The following is a 21,740-nucleotide window of genomic DNA, read 5'->3' as shown; positions in this document are numbered from 1 at the left end:
AGATTAAATCTAAATCCTTATTACTTATCTATAAAATTAGATATTTTTGTAGATATTCATTAAATAACTTATTCCAATATAGATTCATAAAAAAAGAAAATTATGATAACGAATCTAAAATATATACTTTTAAAAAAGTATTATAATTTGCTAATAACATAGTGAAATATTTATATAAACTTATACTTATTTCACTATGTTATTTAATTTTTATTATGATTTCATGCCTAAATAAGATAATTATTACCTTAAAGCCTATAACTTTACTTTAAATCCTTGAATTTATATTTCTTTAAGGTAAAATTATCTATATAAAAATCAAAAAACTATGATTTCAATTTCTGTAATTTACTTTTATATTTTTTCACTTGAAACTTTATAAGAACTTAAGATACAGTTTATTTATTGGAACATAGACCATGGAGGTTATTAATGAGAATAGGATTAGGATACGATGTACATCGTCTAGTTGAAGAAAGAGATCTTATTATAGGCGGGGTAACTATCCCTTACGAAAAGGGTCTGCTTGGTCATTCAGATGCAGATGTTCTTCTTCATGCAATAATGGATTCATTGCTAGGTGCCTCAGCTCTTGGCGATATAGGTACACATTTCCCAGATACGGATGAAAGGTATAAGGGGGCTTCTAGTATTAAATTATTAGAGGAAGTTGGTAAGCTTTTATATAAAAATGGATTCTCTATAAATAATATTGATTCAACTATAATAGCTCAAAGACCAAAAATGTCTCCTCATATAATGAATATGCGTGAAAACATAGCAAAAGCCTTAAATATTGATATTAATAAAATCAATGTTAAGGCTACAACTGAGGAAGGTTTAGGCTTTACTGGAACAGGAGAAGGAATCTCTTCTCAAAGTATATGCCTTCTTACAGTCAACAGTTAATAAAAAAAGCTATGCTTCTTTAGAAGCATAGCTCTTTTTTCGGTTATATATATATTAATTTTACAACAGCCTTTATTTATTTCTCCAATAAAAGTATATTGCTATTATAGCACATATTCCCATAAGATATGGGTAAAATAAATATTTCATTATTGAAAAAGGTGAAATTGCAGCTAATCCTGCTGCTGATATTAATTGCGCTCCATATGGTATTATTCCTTGGAAAACACAAGAGAACATATCCATAATACCTGCAACTCTTTTTGGCTCTAAGTCAAATTCATTTGAAATATCCTTTGCAATAGGTCCAACTGTTACTATTGCAACAGTGTTGTTAGCAGTACATATATCTACTAAGCTTACTAAGGTTGCAATTCCATATTCAGCCCCTCTTTTACTTTTAAAGCCTCTTAAGCCTTTACTAAGTATAAAGTCTATTCCACCATTATGTTTTATAATTTCTATAGTTCCTGCAATAAGTATTGATATAATAATAAGCTCACTCATTCCAGAAATACCTGTAGATATTGAATTAAAAAATCCTAGAATATCAAAGCTTCCAAATATAAATCCAATTAATCCAGAAGATAAAATACCTAATAATAAAACTATTATTACATTTACTCCAAGTAAAGCAGTTGCAATTACTATTATGTAAGGTAAAATTTGAACTAAATTAAAATCTAATGTATCTAAGCTTATTGCTGATGAATTTCTAGTTAATACCATAAATATCACTGCAGTTAATATTGCTGCTGGAAGAACTATTCTAAAATTCATTTTAAACTTATCCTTCATTTCACAACCTTGAGTTCTAGTTGCTGCTATAGTAGTATCTGAAATTATAGATAAATTATCTCCAAACATAGCTCCACTAACTACTGCTCCAACTGCTAATGCTACTGCTATACCTGTCTTATCTGCAATTCCTACTGCAATAGGAACAAGTGCAACTATAGTACCCATAGAAGTCCCTATTGATAAGGAAATAAAGCAACCTATAATAAACATACCAGGTATTAAAAGTCCACTTGGTAATAATGATAAACCAAGATTAACTGTAGAATCTACTGCCCCCATATCCTTAGCTACCTGTGCAAAAGATCCTGCTAATATAAATATGAGAACCATTAATAAAATATTACTATTCCCTGCACCCTTACAAAAAATTTCTATCTTATCATTAAAATTTTCTTTTCTATTCATTAATAATGCTGTCAATGCAGCTGCTAAAAATGGAACTATTATAGATATAGCATAAAAATCCTTAGCTACCATAGCTCCACCAAGGTAAACTAAAATAAATACTCCCAACGGAAGTAATGCTAGTCCGTTTCCTTTGTTCTTCAAATTAAATTCTCTCCTTTAAAATTAGTTAAACCCTAGTTCTCTTCACCCTATGTACTCAACTTATAAAATAAAAATAATTATCTACATTCATCCTTTATAATTTCTTAGAATTAAACAAAAAATAAGAGAGATTAAAAATAATCCCTCTTTACTGGTGCGTTATCAGGGGATCGAACCCGGGACACCCTGATTAAGAGTCAGGTGCTCTACCAACTGAGCTAATAACGCATATTTGGAGCGGGTGATGAGAATCGAACTCACGTAACTTGCTTGGAAGGCAAGGGCTCTACCATTGAGCTACACCCGCATGTCTTATTGACAATAACATTATATATTCACATTAAGTTACTGTCAATAACAACTTTCTCTCTTATATTATTTCAGTAAGTGATTTCAATAAAATATCTCTAAATCTCTCACCATAACTCTTGTTTATACTCGCTTTTTCACATATGCTTTTCCATTCAGACAGATTTACTCCTGTTCTTTTTGTAAACTCTTCCTCTGTAGTTGTCATATAACTTGAGCCAACTACAAACTCCCCTAAGGCTTTTGGCGAATTAAATACTTTTAAGTATAAAAACTCTTTATTATCACCATACCAAGTTCTATTAAAATCTCTAGCAAATCTTTGTAATGATTTAAGCAATTGCTCTTTTGGTAAATTCCAATAACTTTTTACCATCTTAACATGCCTTCTCATATTATCTGCTTCTTCTTTTGTAATTTTTTTATTTTTTTCTCCATCTGAGATTATTTTTTCTACTGGAACATTTGGAACACTTACAACTAATCTTTCTTTTCCATATATCCATTTATAAAAAGCTTCTTGTAAAAATGAATATTGGATATATCCTAATAAGCTTTTTTCATTAGGAAAGTAAGACCATATATTATTTAGTCCATTATTTTTACAAAATATTAAACTGTGGATATAAATGCTTGTTTTGTCAGGCAGTTTATCCATAAACATATGCCCTCTAATAGTCTTGTTTTCGTTTATTAATTCTTCCCAGTAATCAAATGAATCATAATTATGTCTCATTGTATCACCTTTCTTTCAGTTCCCTAGTATACTGTACTATAATTATATTATATAGTAAGATATACCTCATTTTCAAGTATTTTTAAAGAATATAACAAAGTAAATTTAAACACTTGCTTTTTTAAATATTCAGATAATATAATTTACAATATAAATCGCTGTATTAATCTCATAATAAATCTTATACCATATTACATAAATTTAACATTCATACCTATAATAATATTAATTATTGTTAAATTCATAATATTATAGATTATTAAGAAAAAACCTTATATAATATAATTAAAGATATATAAAGGAGGCATGACTTTGTACCACTGCGAAATTTGTGGAGCAACAGCGGACATTCATCATATAGTTCATAAACATGAAGGTGGTTACGATATTAAAATTAACTATAAATATCTTTGTAACTACCACCACAGAGGGAAAACAGGTCCCCATAACTGCATAGAAACTGATTTTAGGTATAAGCTTGAAATGCAAGATAAAATATATAAACTTTTACCTAAGGAATACTATACAGCTAAGGAGCTTTATAGCCTTTTAGGAATGACAAATTCATCTTTAAAGAGACTTCTTAGAAGATTAAAACTCTATAAAGAAGGTTATTCGAAGAAGGAAATAATTAAAACCCTTATGGGTGGTAAACTATACTCCTATAATATCCTTAAGGAATTGGAGCTTCAGCGACTTTTCCATAATATTAATATTAGCTAAATTTTTCTTTATTATTCAGTTTTAAAGAAGATTTCATTTATCTTCTAAATTTATTAGCTAATTTAAAATATTAAAGTGTAAATTATTTATTTAAACCTATATATTAGGTTGACATTATAATTCTAAATAATTATAATATGTATTAAATATTTCAATACGTTGAAGAGAAGAGTAAACTATTATTTCATTTCCAGAGAGAGATAAGCTTGGTGAAATTATCTTATTTGAATTTAGTTGAAGACCACCTCTGAGTGACTCTAATAAAGTCCGTTTATATCACGTTACGATATCTTAAGTGGCCTAGAATTTTAGGCAATTAAGGGTGGAACCGCGGGAAATTAAGAATTTGATGCTCTCGTCCCTTCTTTTATATGAAGGGATGAGGGCTTTTTTGTTTTTAAAAATTCTTATTTAAAATTTAATGAATCTAAAATCGCAATTGCGATACTTAATTTATAAAACATGGAAGGAGAAATTAAAATGATTAAAATCACTTTAAAAGATGGATCAGTTAAAGAATTTGAAGCTGGTATTTCAGTATTAGACATAGCAAAATCAATAAGTGAAGGTTTAGCTAGAAATGCTTGCTGTGGAATAGTAAATGGGGAGGTTGTAGACTTACGTTATGTAGTTAATGAAGACTCTGACCTTGCAATATGTACATTTGATTCTCAAGAAGGAAAAGATGCAGTAAGACATAGTATATCTCACGTTTTAGCTTATGCTGTTAAGAGATTATTCCCAGAAGCTAAATTAGCTATAGGACCTGCAATTAATGATGGATTCTACTATGACTTTGATGTAGAAAACTCTTTCTCAGCTGAAGATTTAGTTAAACTAGAAGATGAAATGAGAAAAATAATAAAAGAAAATCCTTCAATAGAAAGATTTGTATTACCTAGAGCAGAAGCTATAAAGCTTATGGAAGATGCAGGGGAACCTTATAAGGTTGAATTAATAAATGACCTTCCAGAAGATGAAGTTATTTCATTCTACAAAATGGGAGACTTCGTTGATTTATGTGCTGGACCTCACATAATGTCATTAAAGCCAGTTAAAGCAGTTAAACTTATTAGAAGTGCAGGAGCTTACTGGAAAGGTGACGAAAAGAATAAGATGCTTTCAAGAGTATACGGTACTGCATTCTTAAAAAAGGCTGATTTAGATGCTCACTTAGAAGCTTTAGAAGAAGCTAAAAAGAGAGATCATAATAAATTAGGTAGAGAGCTTAAAATCTTCACTACTGATGAAAAAGTAGGTCAAGGATTACCTCTTATAATGCCTAAGGGTGCTAAAATTATTCAACTTCTTCAAAGATGGGTTGAAGATGAAGAAGAAAAAAGAGGCTATGTATTTACAAAGACTCCTTCAATGTCTAAGAATGATTTATTTAAGGTTTCTGGACACTGGGATCACTATAAAGATGGAATGTTTGTTTTAGGAGATGAAGAAAAGGATCCAGAAGTAATGGCTTTAAGACCTATGACTTGTCCATTCCAATACACAATTTATAATGCAGAGCAACACTCTTATAGAGAATTACCTATAAGATATGCTGAAACTTCTACTTTATATAGAAATGAATCATCAGGTGAAATGCATGGATTAATTCGTGTAAGACAATTTACTTTATCTGATGGACATATAGTTTGTAGACCAGACCAAATTGAAGAAGAATTCAAAGGTTGTGTTGAATTAATTACTCATATAATGACTACTTTAGGTATTGATGGAGATATATCATTTAGATTCTCTAAGTGGGATCCAAACAATACTGAAAAATATATAAACAATCCAGAAGCTTGGGAAGAAACTCAAGTATTAATGAAAGGTATCTTAGATCACCTTGGAATTAACTATGTTGAAGCTGAAGGTGAAGCTGCATTCTACGGACCAAAGCTTGATATCCAATTCAAGAACGTTCACGGAAAAGAAGATACAATAATAACTATCCAAATTGACTTTGCTCTTGCAGAAAGATTTGATATGACTTATATCGATAAAGACGGAAATAAGAAACGTCCATTTATAATTCATAGATCAGCAATTGGATGTTATGAAAGAACTTTAGCTATGCTTATTGAAAAATATGCTGGTGCATTCCCAACTTGGCTTGCTCCAACTCAAGCAATAGTTTTACCTATTTCAGATAAGTACAATGACTATGCTGAATCAATAGTTAAAGACTTTAAAAATGCAGGTATAAGAATTGATGCAGACTACAGAGCTGAAAAGATTGGTTACAAAATTAGAGAAGCTAGACTTGAAAGAATTCCTTATATCCTAGTTGTTGGTGAAAAAGAATTAACTAACAATGAAGCTTCAGTAAGAAGCAGAAAGAACGGAGAAGAAGGTCCAGTTTCAGTTGCTGAATTAAAGAATAGATTAATATTAGAAATAGCTAATAAAGAAAACTAATCAATGTAGAATGATGGTAAAAAATTAGATGTTTTTTAGGAGAGCCATAAAAAATCTTAGATTTTTTATGGCTCTCCCTATTTATAATGACATTTTAGTCATGAGATAATCTTTTTTGCATTTATTATTCTTTCATTACATGTTTTGATTATTTTTCTTAGTATCTTGTTTAATTCAATGCATTTTTCTCCTAATTGTAGAGCTTTTTGCTTTTCTAAATATTCGGTTTTATACATCAACTTAATCCAGTATTCAGTTTCATTACATTCTTTCAAAGCTATTGTAAGTTTATATTTAAAATCAACCTTACTAGGTGCATTTACTGCCTCACTAACATTAGCTCCTATACTCGTTCCCGATTCCAAAAACTGTTTTGATAAAACAAATTCTTTTTTATCCTTAACCAGTATTTTATATGTCTCCACTACTTGAATTACGAAATCAAAAGATTTAGTAACTATTATATTCTCCTTCATAATATCCTCCATATCTTGATATTATGATTTTTACCTTATTACACTGATTTATACTTTAAATTTAATTAAAAGAAACTCGCCTCAAGCGAGTTTCCTCCTAAATTATAAATTCTACATTATCCATTCTTCATTATTCACCTGCGTATGATATAATAACCATCATGGTCATCAAGTAATAATACAGCACTTCCTATTTTCTTACCATCTTCAAGGATAGTTAATCTAACAGTTATTGTTTTTGTAATAGGTGCATCCTTGTTAAATCCACCTAATAAATCAGGTGAAAAATAAACTCTTCCTCCATCATTTAGAATTTCTTTACCCCAATTGTTGCCGTCACCCAATCTTTCTTCTTTAGCATTAATTAACTCCCATTTATACTTCAAATTTTGTTTGCCTGCGTCCTCTATTTTAGGGGTAAATTCCATACTTGTTGATAGATAAGCTGCCGATTCCTCTTCAGTTGACTCTATAGCCACCTTAATTTCTTCTATATTATCCTCGCTACTTGGTATACTTTTTATTACAGTAAATATGCCAACTATAAATATTAGAATAGTAATTAGAATTAAACCTATTTTTCTTTTTTTCATTAAAATCATATCCCTTATTTTTATATTTTTATTATCATAATTCTTTAAGACTTTAAATCAAAATAAATCTTTGTATTCCCTATAAACTATTTCTTACATTTATATTTTTTATGAATTACTACTCCTTGTCCAGTTTTCTTATTACCTACAAGGATTACCCACAGCTAGTACATTTTCTGGTATATTTTTAGTTACTACACTACCTGATCCAATAACTGAATTTTTTCCTATTCTTACTCCTGGATTAATTGTAGTTCCTCCACCTATCCATACACCGTCCTCTATTTCAATTGTATCAGCATATTCTAATCCTTCCATTCTTTCATTAATAGATAAAGCATGATTTGCAGTAAATATATTTACATTTGGCCCTATCATAGCATTATTTCCTATTGTTACTCTTCCACAATCTAATATCGTGCAATTAAAGTTTGCATATGAATTTTCTCCCCAGTGAATATTGTATCCATATGTACATCTAAAAGGCTGCTCAATATAAAACTCTTTAGGCGATTCCCCAAATAACCTCCTTAATAAATCCATTCTTTTTTCTACTTCTCTTGGATGCAATGAGTTATATTCAAATATAATTTCACTAGCATTTTGCCTATCATTAAAAAGCTCTTCTCCTAATGAAACATACCAATCTCCTCTAATCATTTTTTCCTTTTCTGTCATTATATAATCTCCTCTTAATTTAATTATCTTTTTCTAGTAATAGTTATGTAAAAACTGCATAATATTAATGAAATTAGCATTGGTATAACTGCTAACCCAGGTCCAATTTGTCTTTTTGATAAAATAATATAAGATGCACCCACTATCGATAAAAGAGCAAAAACTATAGTTAAAACTGCTAATAATTTTTTCATCTTATCACTCCTATATACCAAGGTAAATTTCAACCTTATTATACTAATTTTACCAATGTGAAATAAAAAAAGAAAGCTATATTAATAACTTTCTTAACTATAAAATATTTAAAATAACTTTCAAAATAATTTTAATAATAAAATTAAAGAAACTCGCCCTAAAGCGAGTTTCAACTTACATTATAAATTATTCATTATTCATTTTCTAAGCTTCTTCTATTATTTTCTTCAGCTTATTTTGAAGTAACCAAACCTTCTTTTGCTTTCTATTATAAGCTACCATTTTCTCTTTATTATTTGTACTAGATTCTAATAACTTTGTAGTCTTTTCTTCATACATCTTTAAAGCTTCATTTAATATTTGAAGTTCTTCTTTATTAAACATAAATACACCTCTTATCTAAAGATAAAGTTTTTTCATATTATAAAATAACTAATTCTTATTTATAATATTTAAATTTATTCTTTATTATTATAGTGTATCAAAGTTGACTTTTCAAATTAAAATGCAAAGCAAAATAATGAAAAAATGAAAGTGCTATCACACAATGAAAAAATGAAAAATAAAGGAGTTTTGCTATGCAAAACATCCTTTGTTCTAAAGATACTCTTATAAAAAATCTGTAAATATTTTTATATAATCGTTTTTTCATTCTTTCATTAATAAAATGCTTAGCATTTTATTAGATTACACTTAGCGCTTGTTCAAAATCTGCAATTATATCGTTAATATCTTCTATTCCAATAGATACTCTCATTAGGTCTGGAGTTACTCCACTTGCAATTTGTTCTTCTTCAGATAATTGGCTATGAGTAGTTGTTGCTGGATGTAGAAGACAGCTTCTTACATCTCCTAAAGTTACTACTAAAGCAACTAGGCTTAAAGCTTTAGTGAACTTCTTAGCAGCTTCTATATCTCCATCTATTCCAAAGGTTAATAATCCACTTGCTCCACCTTTTAGATACTTCTTAGCTCTATCATATTCTGGGCTAGTTTCTAAATAAGGATAGTTGACCCATTTAATTTTAGGATGCTTTTCTAGCCACTTTGCAAGTTCTAAAGCATTTTGAGAATGTCTCTCCATTCTTAAATGTAAAGTTTCAAGTCCTAAGTTAGTTAAGTAAGCATTAAATGGACTTTGGCATGCTCCTAAATCTCTACCTAATGTAACTCTTAATTTAGTTATATATGCTGCATTTCCAAAAGTCTCAACATACTTTATTCCATGGTAACTTGGATCTGGTTCCGTAAATTCACTAAAGTTTCCATTAGCCCAATCGAAGTTTCCTCCGTCTACTACTATTCCTCCTACACTTTGAGCGTGTCCATCAGCATACTTTGTAGTTGAATGAATTACAACATTAACTCCATGTTCAAATGGATTGCAAAGGTAAGGAGTTCCTACTGTATTATCAACTAAAAATGGTACCTTTAATTCCTTTGCAACTTCTGCAAACTTATCAAAATCTAATATATTTAGTCCAGGATTTCCTATAGTTTCTCCATAAACTGCCTTAGTATTTTCCTTAGCAAGAGCTAGAATTTCTTCCTTACTTGCTTCAGGATCTACAAAGCTTACTTCTATCCCCATTTTCTTTAAATTAACTGTGAATAAGTTAACTGTTCCACCATATAAAGTAGATGCTGTTATAATATGATCCCCAACTTTACAGATATTTAAAATTGCATATAGTACAGCTGCTTGTCCTGATGCTGTAGCTAAAGCCCCAACTCCACCTTGTAATTTAGCAAACTTTTCTTCTAAAGCAGCTACAGTAGGATTAGAAATTCTACTATATAAATGCCCCGCTGCTTCTAAATTAAATAAACTTGCTAGATGATCTGGATCATCATATTTATAAGTTGCTGTTTGAAATATTGGTAATACTCTAGGTTCCCCAGCCTTTGGTGAATAACCTCCTTGAATACAAATCGTTCCCTTTTCCCAATTGTTTGACATAATAAAGCCCCCTTTTAATTTTGTATTAAAATATTTAAAATTGTTGATATACATGAATATGCCTATACATCAGTAACTTTAAAATTATCATAAACTTATATATCTACTTATTTACTAAATAAAATAAAAAAAGTTACTTCAATATAAGAAGCAACCTTGAATACTAACTATTCACTATACATTAATATAATGAAAACCTCATTTACCAAGCTATTTAAATAAGCTTGCAGGATTTAGCACCACACTAATATAGTTTATTTTTATATAAGCTTTTAAGATAACTTCATATTTTAAATATTTTTAATATGAAATATACATTAATACAATGTATAATCTTTTTTACAACTTATACACCTAAATTATATTTAGTAGGTTGCTAGGTTTCACAGGGCCAGTCCCTCCACCATTCTTAATAAAGTCTTTTTCTATTTATTTATAATCATATTATACACTAGTTTTTTTCAATTACAACTATTTTTAATAAATTTTATTAATTCTGGAATTTGTTATAATATAATCCACTTTAATATCGTGTTCTTCAGCTTCTATATTATCTACAATTTGTAACTCATAAGCCAGGACAATCTTATTTCTTTTCTCCTCAATATCAGATAAAAACCTATCATAATATCCCCCACCATATCCTATTCTATTACCTTTAAAATCAAAAACAGCCCCTGGAACTATAATTAAATCTATCTTTTCCTTAGCAATAAAATTAAAATCATCTTTAGGCTCTAATATCCCCATAGAGTTTTTTTCTAAATCCTCAAAAGTATTTAATCTTATAGCCCTCATTTCCTTATTAATTTTATAAACCTTGGGTATGTAAACTTCTTTTCCCTCTTCTAAAGCTCTATCAATTATAGGTTTAGTATCAATCTCACTTCCAAAGCTTAAATATATAAAAATATTTTTAGCTTCCTTATATAAGTCTAAATTAATTAGCTTATTAAATAGCTCTCTATCCATCTCTTCTTTTGTACTATTATCTATAGAATTTCTCTTGTTTAAAATAATTTTTCTTAAATCTTTCTTTTCTTCTTTATTCATAATTCTCGCCCCTTTATATCATTAGCAACTCATACATTCCCAATGAATCCTTCTATTTAGATAATACCTAATTATGCTATAATATCCAAGTTAAAAAAATAAAGATTCCGTAGGGGATGGCTACGGTGGTTGTACGTTGCTCTGCAAAACTCAACTAAAGGTTCAAAGAACCTAAATTTCCTAATATACCACCTTGGGCTATTTATGATTTCCATAATAGCTTAAGGGGGTGGTATTGGATATGGTACTGATAGTAATACTATTTTTAGCATTTTTATTAAATTATTATTTTATACCTCTATTTATATTTACTATATCTCTTAAGATTGAAGCTGCTGCATTTACAGTTCCAGAAGCTCCTCCAATTATGCTAATATCACCTAAAGTATCTGTTGAATAACTCACACCTTTATTTTTATTATCCACAAAATACAGTGGATGTTCCTTAGTTATTACTTCTGGTCTTACATATGCAGAAACTTTATTATTTCTATTATATACTTTTCCAATTAATTTAATTTTATTACCTCTAGCTTTTTCTTCTAGAATCTCTTCTTTCTTTACTTTATCTATCCCTTCAATACTTATATCTTTAAGAGATAAATTAGCATCCATTAATACATTAGCTAATATTAATATTTTAGAAGCTGTATCATACCCCTCTACATCTAACTTATAATTAGCTTCTGCAATGCCTAGAGAAATTGCCTTGTTTAATGCATCTTTATATTCAACTTCACTTTCATACATCTCTGATAATATATAGTTACTAGTCCCATTTAATATGCCCTCTATTGAAAGTATTTCAGATCCAGCTATGTCATAATTACCAACATTTATTGAAGGTAAGGCCCCTCCTGTAGTACATCCAATTCCAAGTGCTAATCCATTATTATCTGCTATAGATTTTAATTTCTTATACTCTAATAATATAGGTCCCTTATTTCCTGTAACTACATTTATATTATTTTCTAAGGCTAGTCTAATATGAGTTAACCCAGGCTCTCCAGTTTCTATATTAGTATTGGTAAGCTCAACTAAAATATCTATATCGCTATTATCTACTATATTATGTATATTAATATCTTCTTTAAAGTCGGAGTCTACTAAACTATAATCTCTATCAACTATTTCCTTAATATTTATTCCATCTTTATTATAAATTCCACCATTACTTTTAATTATATATTTTACACGTATATCTAAACCTTTTTTATTTAAGCTATCTTCCTTATCTAATAAAAGCTTTATAAAAGCCTTACTTACTCCTCCAAAGCCAATTATCCCTATATCCATAGTTTTGCCCCCTTAATCCCCTAAAATTATACTTCTAAATCAAACTCAATATGATTTTCTTTTTTACTAGCTTTAATAAACTAAAACACCTTTTAAGTAACTTAATTATATCAGAGTTTACATTGTTCACACAAAGATATAGATTACTATACACCTCCTGAATAAGTTAATTATATAAGATTTCTTCTCTTTGCAATTATTCAGCTTAGTATAATTGCTCTAAAAATTAATTTCAAAACATCTATTGACTTAGAGTTAACTCCAAGGAGTATTCTTTATTTGTAAGAAAGAACCAATTATCAAATTATATAGGGAGTGATTTTATGAGTTTTCAAATGTATGTACCTACAAGAACTCTATTTGGTGTAGGTGAATTAAATAATTTACATAGTCAAAAAATGCCTGGTAAAAAAGCTATGATTGTTATTTCTAATGGTAAATCTACTAGGTCAAACTATTATTTAGATAGAACTGAAGAACAACTAAATATGGCAGGTGTTGAAACTGTTTTATTTGATAAGGTTGAAGCTAATCCTCTTAAATCTACAGTTATGGATGGTAGTTTATTTGCCCGTGAAAATAATTGTGACTTTATAGTGGCCTTAGGTGGAGGAAGTGTAATGGATGCTTCTAAAGCTATGGCTATTATGTCAACTAATGATGGTGACCTTTGGGATTACGTATCATCAGGAACAGGTAAAGGAAAAGCTATTGCTAATACTCCTCTTCCTATAGTAGCAATTACTACTACAGCTGGAACAGGTTCAGAAACTGATTATGGTGCTGTAATAACTAATGCTGAAACTAAGGAAAAAACAGGAATAGTACATGAATCACTATTCCCATACCTTGCAATTGTTGATCCAGAACTTATGACTACAGTTCCTCCTAAATTTACTGCATATCAAGGATTTGATGCACTTTTCCATAGCGTTGAAGGATATATATCAAATAAAGCAAATGTTATGAGTGATATGGTTGGAATTACTGCAATTGAAAATGTAAGTAGGAATCTTGAAAGAGCCGTGAAAGATGGTAATGATTTAGAGGCAAGAGAAAAAATAGCCTTTGGAAATTATTTATCAGGAATTGAAATGTGTGTAGGATCTACTTCAAGCCAGCATTCATTAGAACATGCAATGAGTGCTTATCATCAAGATTTACCTCATGGAGCAGGCCTTATAATTCTAAGCAAAGCTTATTTCACTTTCTTTATAGAAAGAAATGTTTGTCATGAAAAATTTATTAAGATGGCAAAAGCTATGGGTATGGAAGATGCAAAGGAACCTATGGATTTTATTAACGCTCTTACAAAATTACAAGAAGCATGTGGAGTTTCTGACTTGAAAATGTCTGACTACGGAATTAAGCCTGAAGAATTTAAGATGATGGCTGAAAATGCCATGTCTACAATGGGATTCTTATTTACCTGTGATAGAATTTCTTTAACTATTGAAGATTGTATTTCCATTTATGAAAAATCATATAAATAATATTTGAAAGGCGTGATTTTATGAATATAGAAACTAGACTAGATAAAAGTGTAATCTTCCCTATTGGAGAAAAATTTGATAGTACTAATTTTATCGGAACTGTACGGCTTAATATGCTTACTTCATCTGATACAAAATGTCCTATTGCTAATGTAACTTTTGAACCAGGTTGTAGAAATAATTGGCATAAGCATCCTGGTGGACAAGTTTTATTAGTAACTGGAGGTAGAGGTTGGTACCAAGAAGAAGGTAAAGAAGCTTACGAGTTAAAGGCTGGTGATGTTATAGAAATACCTCCTTATGTTAAGCATTGGCATGGTGCATCTAAAAACAGTTGGTTTTCTCATATTTCTATTGAAGTAGATTCTTCTAAAGGTGCTGCTGAATGGTTAGAGCCCGTACTTGATGAGGAATATAACAAATTAATATAAAAATACTACTTTTGTTTAATTACTATCATAATTTTGTATTATAGATGCTATTTGTTATAATTAAAGTGTAAATAGGGGGTGTAATTTATGACTATAACAGAAGTAAGTAAAATGTATAATATTTCAGCTGATACCTTAAGATATTATGAGAGAATAGGATTAATTCCAGCTGTTAATCGTACTCCTGGTGGAATTAGAGATTTTACAGAGGAAGATTGTAAATGGGTTGAATATGCTAAATGTATGCGTAATTCTGGAGTTCAAGTTGAAGCATTAATAGAATATGTTGAGTTATTCCAAAAGGGTGATTCTACTACTGCTGCTAGAAAACAAATTCTAATTGACCAAAGGGATATCCTACTTGAAAAAACTTTAGAAATGCAAAAAACTTTAGAACGCTTAAACTCAAAAATAGAACGATATTAGGAAACACTATTAAAAGCAGAAAATAATTTAACTAATAATTAAATTGTATATATTAAAATAAAGCTTCCAAACTAATATATCTTAATTAAAACTTACTTTGTTTTAAATTAAGCAATATTATTTGAAAGCTTTATTTGAAAGTTTTACATTTATAAAAAGCTATATATTTTACTTTGTAACTTCAGTACTAAATATCCATTGCTTTTCTTTTATATCTCTTCCCTTAATGGTAACATTATTCCCATTAACCTCAATATAGACACCTTTAATGTAATTTCTATTTCTTATAAATCCATTCTCAGTACCTGATTCAGGAAGAATAGTATAATGAACTGCTCCTGTATGAACTACAGTAAATGGCTTATTTAAAATAACGCTATCTTTAGTTAAATCCCTATGAGTATGAGATGAAAATAGAACTACTTCTGGATAATTTGATAATATTTCTTTTATTTCTTCACTTTGCTGTACCCCAGTCCATGAACTATCTCCAAAATCTAAATGTTGATGTAAAAATACAAATATAGGCTTACCCTTCTCGTATTTTTCTGATAACTTCTCTTTAAACCATTCTATTTGCTCATTAGTTATAAAGGCTGTTACTGAGTTCATAGTTTCAGAATTTCCATCTTCAGATCCTAAGGATATAAAATGATAATTATTGATCCACTTATCATGATAAACCTTATCCTCTCCAGCGAAATCTAAATACTTATTTATAAACCCTTGAACTTGCTCCTTAGAGTTAGTTTCTATCTTATAATCAAAAAACTCATGGTTTCCAATATTCTTAATAATTGTTTTAGGTAATAAATCTTTATTTTTCTCTAAAGCTTTCTCTACAGACTTATATTGTTCATCTAATCCTTGATCTACAACATCACCATTTAATATTAAAGCATCCATATTGGGATTTATTGTATACAAATCATTAATAGATTCTTGAAAGTGTTCAATATTTTCATGAACATCTCCAAGGACTGCAAAGGAAAGGTCTGATTTTGACTCAGCTGTTACTGTTTTAGTATTTTTAGAAATAGGCCTTGGCTTACTTGCCCACATAATTGATACTATCGCTAAAAAAAGTATTCCAACTATACTAATTTTCTTTAATCTTTTCACTATATAACCTCCATTAAAATGTCCTCAATTAAACCCTTTATTTAAATATCTTTAGTAAAAATAATATAGTTTTCAATTAATAATCTACTTCTATAGTTTTATATAATCATAAACTAAAAATAATTCTTTAGTAAATTATCTAAATTGAAAGAATCAATCTTTTAATTTAAATATAAGTTGTTTAGATAACTTAATATATTAATTATTTTCAACACTAAATAAAACTTCATAAAATGTAAAAACTTAATTATAACTTATATATAAACTCACTATACATATTCTTATTGAAAATAATGTAAGTTTATTATACTTCATTTATCTATTAATTATTCTTTTTCATAAAATTTTATTATAGAAAAAGTCGCTAACTCACATTATAAGAGTTAGCGACATTTATATAAATCACTATATTAGTCAATATCTAAAATATTTTTAATTTCATTTTTGTAAGCATCTGCTTTTGCACCAAAGATGGCTTGAATTCCATTACCTACTTCAACTACTCCTGCTGCCCCTAATGCTTTTAATTCATCTTTGTTTACATTTGCTTTATCTTTTACTTCAACTCTTAGTCTTGTGATACAAGCATCGACACTAACTATATTTTCTTCTCCACCTAAAGCAGCTAATACAGCTGGTGCAGTTTCTTGAATTTCATTTCCTTTTCCAGCTTTTTTTGCTGATTTTTCATTTATATCAGCTTGTGGAATACCTGCTTTTGCTTGGTAATCTGATTTTGAGTAAAGCTTAACTTCTTCTTCACTTTCATCTCTACCAGGAGTTTTTAAGTTAAACTTCTTAATTAAGAATAAGAATAAGAAGTAGTAAACTACTGCATAAACTATACCTACAAGGATTAATCTTAACCAGTTAGTTGGAACTCCTGCTCCTGCTGGTAATAAACCGAATAATGTAAAGTCTATTAAACCACCTGAGAATGTCATACCTATAAATACATTTAGTATATCCATTAACATAAATGATAAACCTGCTAATACACAGTGAACTCCATATAATACTGGTGCAACGAATAAGAATGTAAATTCTAATGGCTCAGTTATACCTGTAAGTAATGCTGTTACTGCTGCTGATGCTAATAATGAACCAACAACTTTTTTCTTAGCTGGAGCTGCTGTGTGATACATAGCTAAAGCTGCTGCTGGAAGACCAAACATCATGAATGGGAATTTACCAGCCATAAATCTTGTTGTTCCTGAAACTATATTTGCCATATCTGCTGATGAAGCTCCTACTAAGCTACTCATGCTTGATAATTGAGCGAAGTAAGCTGTATTAGCACCTGCAACTGTTTGCCATGCACCATCTACTAATATTTGTCCTTCAACAAATGATCCATACCAGAATGGTGTGTAGAATACGTGGTGTAATCCAAACGGAATTAAGGCTCTTTCAATAACTCCATAGAAGAATGTTCCTATTGCACCTGCATTTCTAACTAATTCTGAAAGTACTCCGATACCATTTTGAACTACTGGCCAAGCAAATGCTAATAAAGCACCAACTACTGCCATTGCTAAAGAAGTTACTATTGGAACAAATCTTGATCCTGAGAAGAATCCAATAACTTGTGGTAATTGTATTGTATGATATTTATTGTGTAATATTGCTGTAACTATACCTGTAATAATTCCACCGAAAACTGACATATTTAATGTAAATATACCTAAGTTAGTAGTAACATAAGTTCCATATTCTCCAACTGAATCTGGAGTAAGAACACCTAATTGAGTTAATCCTAATGCTAACATTGAAGATATAACTTGGTTCATAACTATGAAACCAAATATTGACGCTAATCCTGCAGTTCCCTTATCTTTTTTAGCAAGTCCAACTGCAACACCTACTGCAAATAGTAAAGGTAGGTTTCCAAATATAATATCACCTACATTTTTCATTATTGTTAATATAGCAGTAACAACTGGAACATTAACAAAAGCAATTAGTGGTTGATAAACCGCTGGTGGATTAGATAATCCTGAAATTCCTAGTAAAGCTCCACCAACTCCAAGTAATATACCTGCGATTGGTAACGCTGCTATCGGAAGCATTATTGCTTTACCGATTCTTTGTAATTGTTGTAACATTTATAATTCCTCCTTTAATATAAATTTGTATAATAAATAAAAATAAAATTACTACAGTAGTTTGCCACTCTTCAAACTTATTATTTACACATTTTCTTAAAGTTATTATAAAAACCTTCTTAAAAAACAAAAAAAGGACCCAAAACTTATAGATATAGCTATATCTATAATATTTTTAGTCCTTGCCTGCTTTACCAGTAACACACTACTTTTTAAATTATGCATTTATCATATCATAGTAAAAATTAAATGTAAATGTTTTTTAGAAAAAATTTTTTTTAGAAAAATCTTCCTAAGTTTTAATAATTCAACCTGAAATAAATTTAATTAAATAAACTTTTATTTATAGCACTTAATTTATCACTGTTGCTAATATTTACACTTAAAAATCTTATAAAACAATTATTTGATTTGTATTTTTAAAACAGTTTTTTGTATAAATTATCAAATTTTACTATAGATTTTTTATAAAAATGCATATATAATAAAATTAATATTCAAAAAACAACAAAATTCGAAAGGATTCGATAATAATGGCATTGATAGGAATACTAATAATTATAGTAGGATTTGCACTTAAATTTAATACAATTGCAGTAGTAATTGTTTCTGGTATTGCAACTGGATTAATTGCGGATATGAGCATTTCTGAAATACTTACAACTTTAGGTGAAACTTTTGTACAAAAAAGAGAAATGAGCTTATTCCTTTTAACATTACCAGTAATAGGTTTATGTGAAAGATATGGATTAAAAGAAAAAGCAATTATGTTAATAGAAAAAGTAAAAGGATTATCAACGGGTAAACTTATTTCCGGATATTTATTTATTAGACAAGTAGCTGCTGCTATGGGAGTTAAACTAGGTGGTCACCCTCAGTTTGTAAGACCATTAATAAATCCAATGGCTCAAGGTGCAGCCATTGCAAAATGCGGTGAACTTAAAGAAGAAGATGAAGATTTAATTAAAGCTAATTCAGCAGCTGCTGATAACTATGGTAACTTCTTTGGTCAAAATGTTTTCTTAGCAAACTCAGGTGTGTTACTTATTGCAGGTACTCTAGAAACTCTTGGATATGGTAATATTGATACATTACAAATTGCTAAAGCTTCAATTCCAGTAGCTTTAATAGCTTTTATTCTAGGAGTTATTCAAAATTATTTATTAGATAAAAAACTTGCTAAAAAATATAAAAAATAGGTAGGAAGACATATGGATATTAAGGCATTTTCAAATATACTATTAGAAATATTCTACATTATGGTTGGTTTATTCTTTATACTTACTATGATGTTTACTTTAAAAGATAAAAATCATAAAACTAAATACGGTACTGCATTATTCTGGGGAATACTTGGTGTTATCTTTATATTAGGAGAATTTATTCCTCCAGTTATCTCTGGTTTACTTATTGTAGTCATAGGTGTTTTAGCTGCCTTTAATCAAATTAATATTGGCACTATAAAACAGTTAGATAGTACTTTTGCAAGCTTAAAAGCAAATAAAATTGGGATAAAAATCTTTATTCCTTCATTAATAATTGCTTTAGTTGCATTACTTATTGCTCAATTCACACCAATCTCAGGTGTTGCTGCTGTAGGTATCGCTGCAATAATGGCTTTAATAGTTACATTTATCATTACAAAAGCTAAACCTACTGAGTTCTTAGAAGATAGTAATAGAATGTTCCAATCTGTTGGAGCTACTGCAATATTACCTCAATTACTTGCTGCTCTTGGTGCATTATTCACAGCAGCTGGAGTTGGTGATATTATATCTAGTATGATTTCAAGCGTTATTCCAGAAGGTAATATATTAGTAGGAATAACTGCTTACTGCGTTGGAATGGCTTTATTTACTGCTATTATGGGTAATGCTTTTGCTGCATTTTCAGTTATTACTGTTGGTATTGGTGTTCCTTTTGTTTTTGCTCAAGGTGCTGATCCAATAATGGCTTCTGCTCTAGCTATGACAGCTGGATTCTGCGGAACTTTATTAACTCCAATGGCAGCGAACTTTAATGTATTACCAGTAGCTTTATTAGAAACTAAGGATAAGAATGCAGTTATAAAGGCACAAGCAATATTTGCAATAGTTTTACTTGCAATTCATATACCATTAATGTACTTCTTAGCATTTTAGTACATAAAGGAGGATTATAGAATGAAAATATTAATTACAGGATTTGATCCATTTGGTGGAGAAAATATAAATCCAGCTTTAGAGGCTGTAAAGAAATTACCTGATACTATTTTAGGACAAGAAGTTATAAAAATAGAAATACCAACTGTATTTAGAAAATCTCTAGAAAAAATTGAAGAAAATATAGAAAAACATAATCCAGACGTAGTAATATCTGTAGGCCAAGCTGGTGGAAGATTCGGAGTAACACCTGAAAGAGTTGCTATTAATATGGATGATGCAAGAATTAAAGATAATGAAGGTAATCAACCTATCGATATATCAATATATGAAGATGGTGAAGCTGCATACTTCTCTAATCTACCTATAAAGGCTATGGTTAAAGAAATGACTGATAATGGTATTCCAGCTTCAGTTTCAAATAGTGCTGGTACATTTGTATGTAACCATGTTATGTATGGAATTCTATACTTAGTAGATAAGAAGTATCCAAATATAAGAGGTGGATTTATACACGTTCCTTATATTCCATCTCAAGTAACTACAAAGCCTAACACTCCATCTATGTCTATAGATGATATAGCAAAAGGCTTAGAACTTAGCATAAAAGCAATCATAGAAAATTCATCAGATATAAAAACTGTAGGTGGAACTATCTGCTAATGACTAAAAAAGCAAATATCTTTGTCTATGGCAGTTTAAGAGAAGGCTTCTTTAACTATGATATTTATTTAAAGGGAAAGATTAAGTCTATAAGACCTGCTGAAATAACTGGCTTTGATTTATACCATATGCCTTATAAAGGTTATCCAGCAGTATTTCCTGGAAATAATACTGTAGTTGGTGAAGTAGTTGAACTTGAAAATTACGATTCAACATTAAAAGCCATGGATGAAATGGAAGGTTTCTTAGGCGAAGGAAACCCAAATAATGAATACTCAAGAAAACTTGTAAAAGTTAAATTAACTGATGATGAAAGCTATGAAGATTGTTATTCTTATTTTTATAATAAGGATATAGATCCAAAATTCAAAGAAGAAGCCATTTACATAGAAAATGGTGACTGGAAGGATTACATGCTAAATTCAAAGTAGCATTAAAAATGTGAATATAACGGCAAATATAAATAGAATATGCTCCATAAGCTGAATAGCTGCAAAAAGAAGTTCTAGGCTCGTAAAAACTACTAGGCCAAGAGTTTTGGTAGAACTCGACTACGCTCAGACAAACCAACAACTCTAAGGCCTAGCAGCTTTTACTTCACCAAGAACTTCTAATTTTTCGCTATATGCTTATTTCACATATTATATTTATATTTCCTACTAA

General features: G+C 29.5%; 21 protein-coding genes, 2 tRNA genes, 1 pseudogene, 1 riboswitch and 1 other annotated feature. Of the genes and pseudogenes, 10 read left to right on the top strand and 14 right to left on the bottom strand.

Features of this window, described 5'->3' with window-relative positions; translation table 11 throughout:
* Positions 1–432 precede the first annotated feature (432 nt).
* Positions 433–909, top strand: a complete 477-nt coding sequence (gene ispF, locus E5347_RS10360; protein WP_136007086.1) for a 2-C-methyl-D-erythritol 2,4-cyclodiphosphate synthase — start codon at positions 433–435, stop codon at positions 907–909.
* 72 nt (positions 910–981) lie between these two features.
* On the opposite strand, the gene E5347_RS10355 is transcribed toward ispF, so the two are convergent.
* From E5347_RS10355 to E5347_RS10340, 4 genes are all read right to left on the bottom strand, one after another.
* Entirely contained in the window at positions 982–2,259 is a 1,278-nt protein-coding gene (locus E5347_RS10355; protein WP_136007084.1) for a Na+/H+ antiporter NhaC family protein, read from the bottom strand.
* Positions 2,260–2,411: 152 nt separating this feature from the next.
* A tRNA-Lys gene (locus E5347_RS10350) sits at positions 2,412–2,487 on the bottom strand.
* 5 nt (positions 2,488–2,492) lie between these two features.
* Positions 2,493–2,566, bottom strand: a tRNA-Gly gene (locus E5347_RS10345).
* Between the two features lie 63 nt (positions 2,567–2,629).
* Entirely contained in the window at positions 2,630–3,304 is a 675-nt protein-coding gene (locus E5347_RS10340; RefSeq protein ID WP_136007082.1) for a hypothetical protein, read from the bottom strand.
* 312 nt (positions 3,305–3,616) lie between these two features.
* On the opposite strand from E5347_RS10340, the gene E5347_RS10335 reads away from it, so the two are divergent.
* Together E5347_RS10335 and thrS are read left to right on the top strand one after the other, a co-directional pair.
* Positions 3,617–4,027 carry an HNH endonuclease signature motif containing protein gene (locus tag E5347_RS10335; protein WP_207670474.1) on the top strand — a complete coding sequence of 137 codons (411 nt, stop codon included), beginning with the start codon at positions 3,617–3,619 and terminating at the stop codon, positions 4,025–4,027.
* A gap of 150 nt (positions 4,028–4,177) precedes the next feature.
* Positions 4,178–4,393, top strand: a binding site (T-box leader).
* A 114-nt stretch (positions 4,394–4,507) separates the two neighbouring features.
* On the top strand, positions 4,508–6,445 hold the full coding sequence (gene thrS / locus E5347_RS10330) for a threonine--tRNA ligase (RefSeq protein WP_136007079.1): 1,938 nt from the start codon (positions 4,508–4,510) through the stop codon (positions 6,443–6,445).
* A 98-nt stretch (positions 6,446–6,543) separates the two neighbouring features.
* Here the strand turns inward: thrS and E5347_RS10325 are convergent, their stop codons facing one another.
* From E5347_RS10325 to E5347_RS10295, 8 genes and pseudogenes are all read right to left on the bottom strand, one after another.
* Positions 6,544–6,921 (bottom strand): four helix bundle protein, encoded by a 378-nt coding sequence (locus E5347_RS10325; RefSeq protein ID WP_136007077.1) that lies wholly within the window; start codon positions 6,919–6,921, stop codon positions 6,544–6,546.
* A gap of 134 nt (positions 6,922–7,055) precedes the next feature.
* Positions 7,056–7,514 (bottom strand): hypothetical protein, encoded by a 459-nt coding sequence (locus E5347_RS10320; protein ID WP_136007075.1) that lies wholly within the window; start codon positions 7,512–7,514, stop codon positions 7,056–7,058.
* A gap of 118 nt (positions 7,515–7,632) precedes the next feature.
* Positions 7,633–8,192: pseudogene (locus tag E5347_RS10315) on the bottom strand (sugar O-acetyltransferase).
* Positions 8,193–8,215: 23 nt separating this feature from the next.
* Positions 8,216–8,386 carry a hypothetical protein gene (locus tag E5347_RS16900; RefSeq protein ID WP_168354948.1) on the bottom strand — a complete coding sequence of 57 codons (171 nt, stop codon included), beginning with the start codon at positions 8,384–8,386 and terminating at the stop codon, positions 8,216–8,218.
* A 205-nt stretch (positions 8,387–8,591) separates the two neighbouring features.
* Complete coding sequence (locus E5347_RS10310; protein WP_136007071.1) at positions 8,592–8,771, bottom strand: hypothetical protein; 180 nt, start codon at positions 8,769–8,771, stop codon at positions 8,592–8,594.
* A 298-nt stretch (positions 8,772–9,069) separates the two neighbouring features.
* On the bottom strand, positions 9,070–10,347 hold the full coding sequence (locus tag E5347_RS10305; protein WP_136007070.1) for an O-acetylhomoserine aminocarboxypropyltransferase/cysteine synthase family protein: 1,278 nt from the start codon (positions 10,345–10,347) through the stop codon (positions 9,070–9,072).
* A gap of 195 nt (positions 10,348–10,542) precedes the next feature.
* Positions 10,543–10,766, bottom strand: a riboswitch (SAM riboswitch).
* A gap of 58 nt (positions 10,767–10,824) precedes the next feature.
* On the bottom strand, positions 10,825–11,400 hold the full coding sequence (locus E5347_RS10300; protein WP_136007068.1) for a 5-formyltetrahydrofolate cyclo-ligase: 576 nt from the start codon (positions 11,398–11,400) through the stop codon (positions 10,825–10,827).
* A 285-nt stretch (positions 11,401–11,685) separates the two neighbouring features.
* A complete protein-coding gene (locus E5347_RS10295; RefSeq protein ID WP_136007065.1) occupies positions 11,686–12,696 on the bottom strand; it encodes a homoserine dehydrogenase in 1,011 nt (336 codons plus the stop codon).
* A gap of 323 nt (positions 12,697–13,019) precedes the next feature.
* Here E5347_RS10295 and E5347_RS10290 point away from each other — a divergent pair, with 323 nt between their 5' ends.
* The 3 genes from E5347_RS10290 to E5347_RS10280 all read left to right on the top strand — a co-directional run bounded on the left by E5347_RS10290 (position 13,020) and on the right by E5347_RS10280 (position 15,046).
* Positions 13,020–14,189, top strand: coding sequence for an iron-containing alcohol dehydrogenase (locus E5347_RS10290; RefSeq protein ID WP_136007063.1), 1,170 nt, complete (start codon positions 13,020–13,022; stop codon positions 14,187–14,189).
* A 20-nt stretch (positions 14,190–14,209) separates the two neighbouring features.
* Complete coding sequence (locus tag E5347_RS10285; protein WP_136007062.1) at positions 14,210–14,620, top strand: cupin domain-containing protein; 411 nt, start codon at positions 14,210–14,212, stop codon at positions 14,618–14,620.
* Positions 14,621–14,707: 87 nt separating this feature from the next.
* Positions 14,708–15,046: a MerR family transcriptional regulator gene (locus E5347_RS10280; RefSeq protein WP_136007060.1), complete on the top strand. Its 339-nt coding sequence runs from the start codon at positions 14,708–14,710 to the stop codon at positions 15,044–15,046.
* A gap of 168 nt (positions 15,047–15,214) precedes the next feature.
* Here the strand turns inward: E5347_RS10280 and E5347_RS10275 are convergent, their stop codons facing one another.
* Entirely contained in the window at positions 15,215–16,168 is a 954-nt protein-coding gene (locus tag E5347_RS10275; protein ID WP_136007058.1) for a metallophosphoesterase family protein, read from the bottom strand.
* Positions 16,169–16,578: 410 nt separating this feature from the next.
* Positions 16,579–18,273 (bottom strand): PTS transporter subunit EIIC, encoded by a 1,695-nt coding sequence (locus tag E5347_RS10270; protein ID WP_136007056.1) that lies wholly within the window; start codon positions 18,271–18,273, stop codon positions 16,579–16,581.
* Positions 18,274–18,806: 533 nt separating this feature from the next.
* On the opposite strand from E5347_RS10270, the gene E5347_RS10265 reads away from it, so the two are divergent.
* From E5347_RS10265 to E5347_RS10250, 4 genes are read left to right on the top strand one after another with little or no spacing between them, the layout of a single operon-like run.
* Positions 18,807–19,472: a DUF969 domain-containing protein gene (locus E5347_RS10265; protein ID WP_136007054.1), complete on the top strand. Its 666-nt coding sequence runs from the start codon at positions 18,807–18,809 to the stop codon at positions 19,470–19,472.
* A 12-nt stretch (positions 19,473–19,484) separates the two neighbouring features.
* Entirely contained in the window at positions 19,485–20,414 is a 930-nt protein-coding gene (locus tag E5347_RS10260; protein WP_136007051.1) for a DUF979 domain-containing protein, read from the top strand.
* A 21-nt stretch (positions 20,415–20,435) separates the two neighbouring features.
* The gene (pcp, locus tag E5347_RS10255) at positions 20,436–21,077 is read left to right on the top strand and encodes a pyroglutamyl-peptidase I (protein ID WP_136007050.1); all 642 of its coding nucleotides are present in this window, start codon (positions 20,436–20,438) and stop codon (positions 21,075–21,077) included.
* Positions 21,077–21,508: a gamma-glutamylcyclotransferase family protein gene (locus E5347_RS10250; RefSeq protein WP_136007048.1), complete on the top strand. Its 432-nt coding sequence runs from the start codon at positions 21,077–21,079 to the stop codon at positions 21,506–21,508. The genes pcp and E5347_RS10250 overlap by 1 nt, the downstream gene beginning before the upstream one ends.
* Positions 21,509–21,740 lie beyond the last annotated feature (232 nt).

Source organism: Clostridium sartagoforme, from assembly GCF_004794105.1.
In the GTDB taxonomy this organism is placed as follows: domain Bacteria; phylum Bacillota; class Clostridia; order Clostridiales; family Clostridiaceae; genus Clostridium; species Clostridium sartagoforme_B.
Note: the sequence above shows the minus strand (reverse complement) of the source record. Positions and strands in the feature narration are given on the sequence as shown.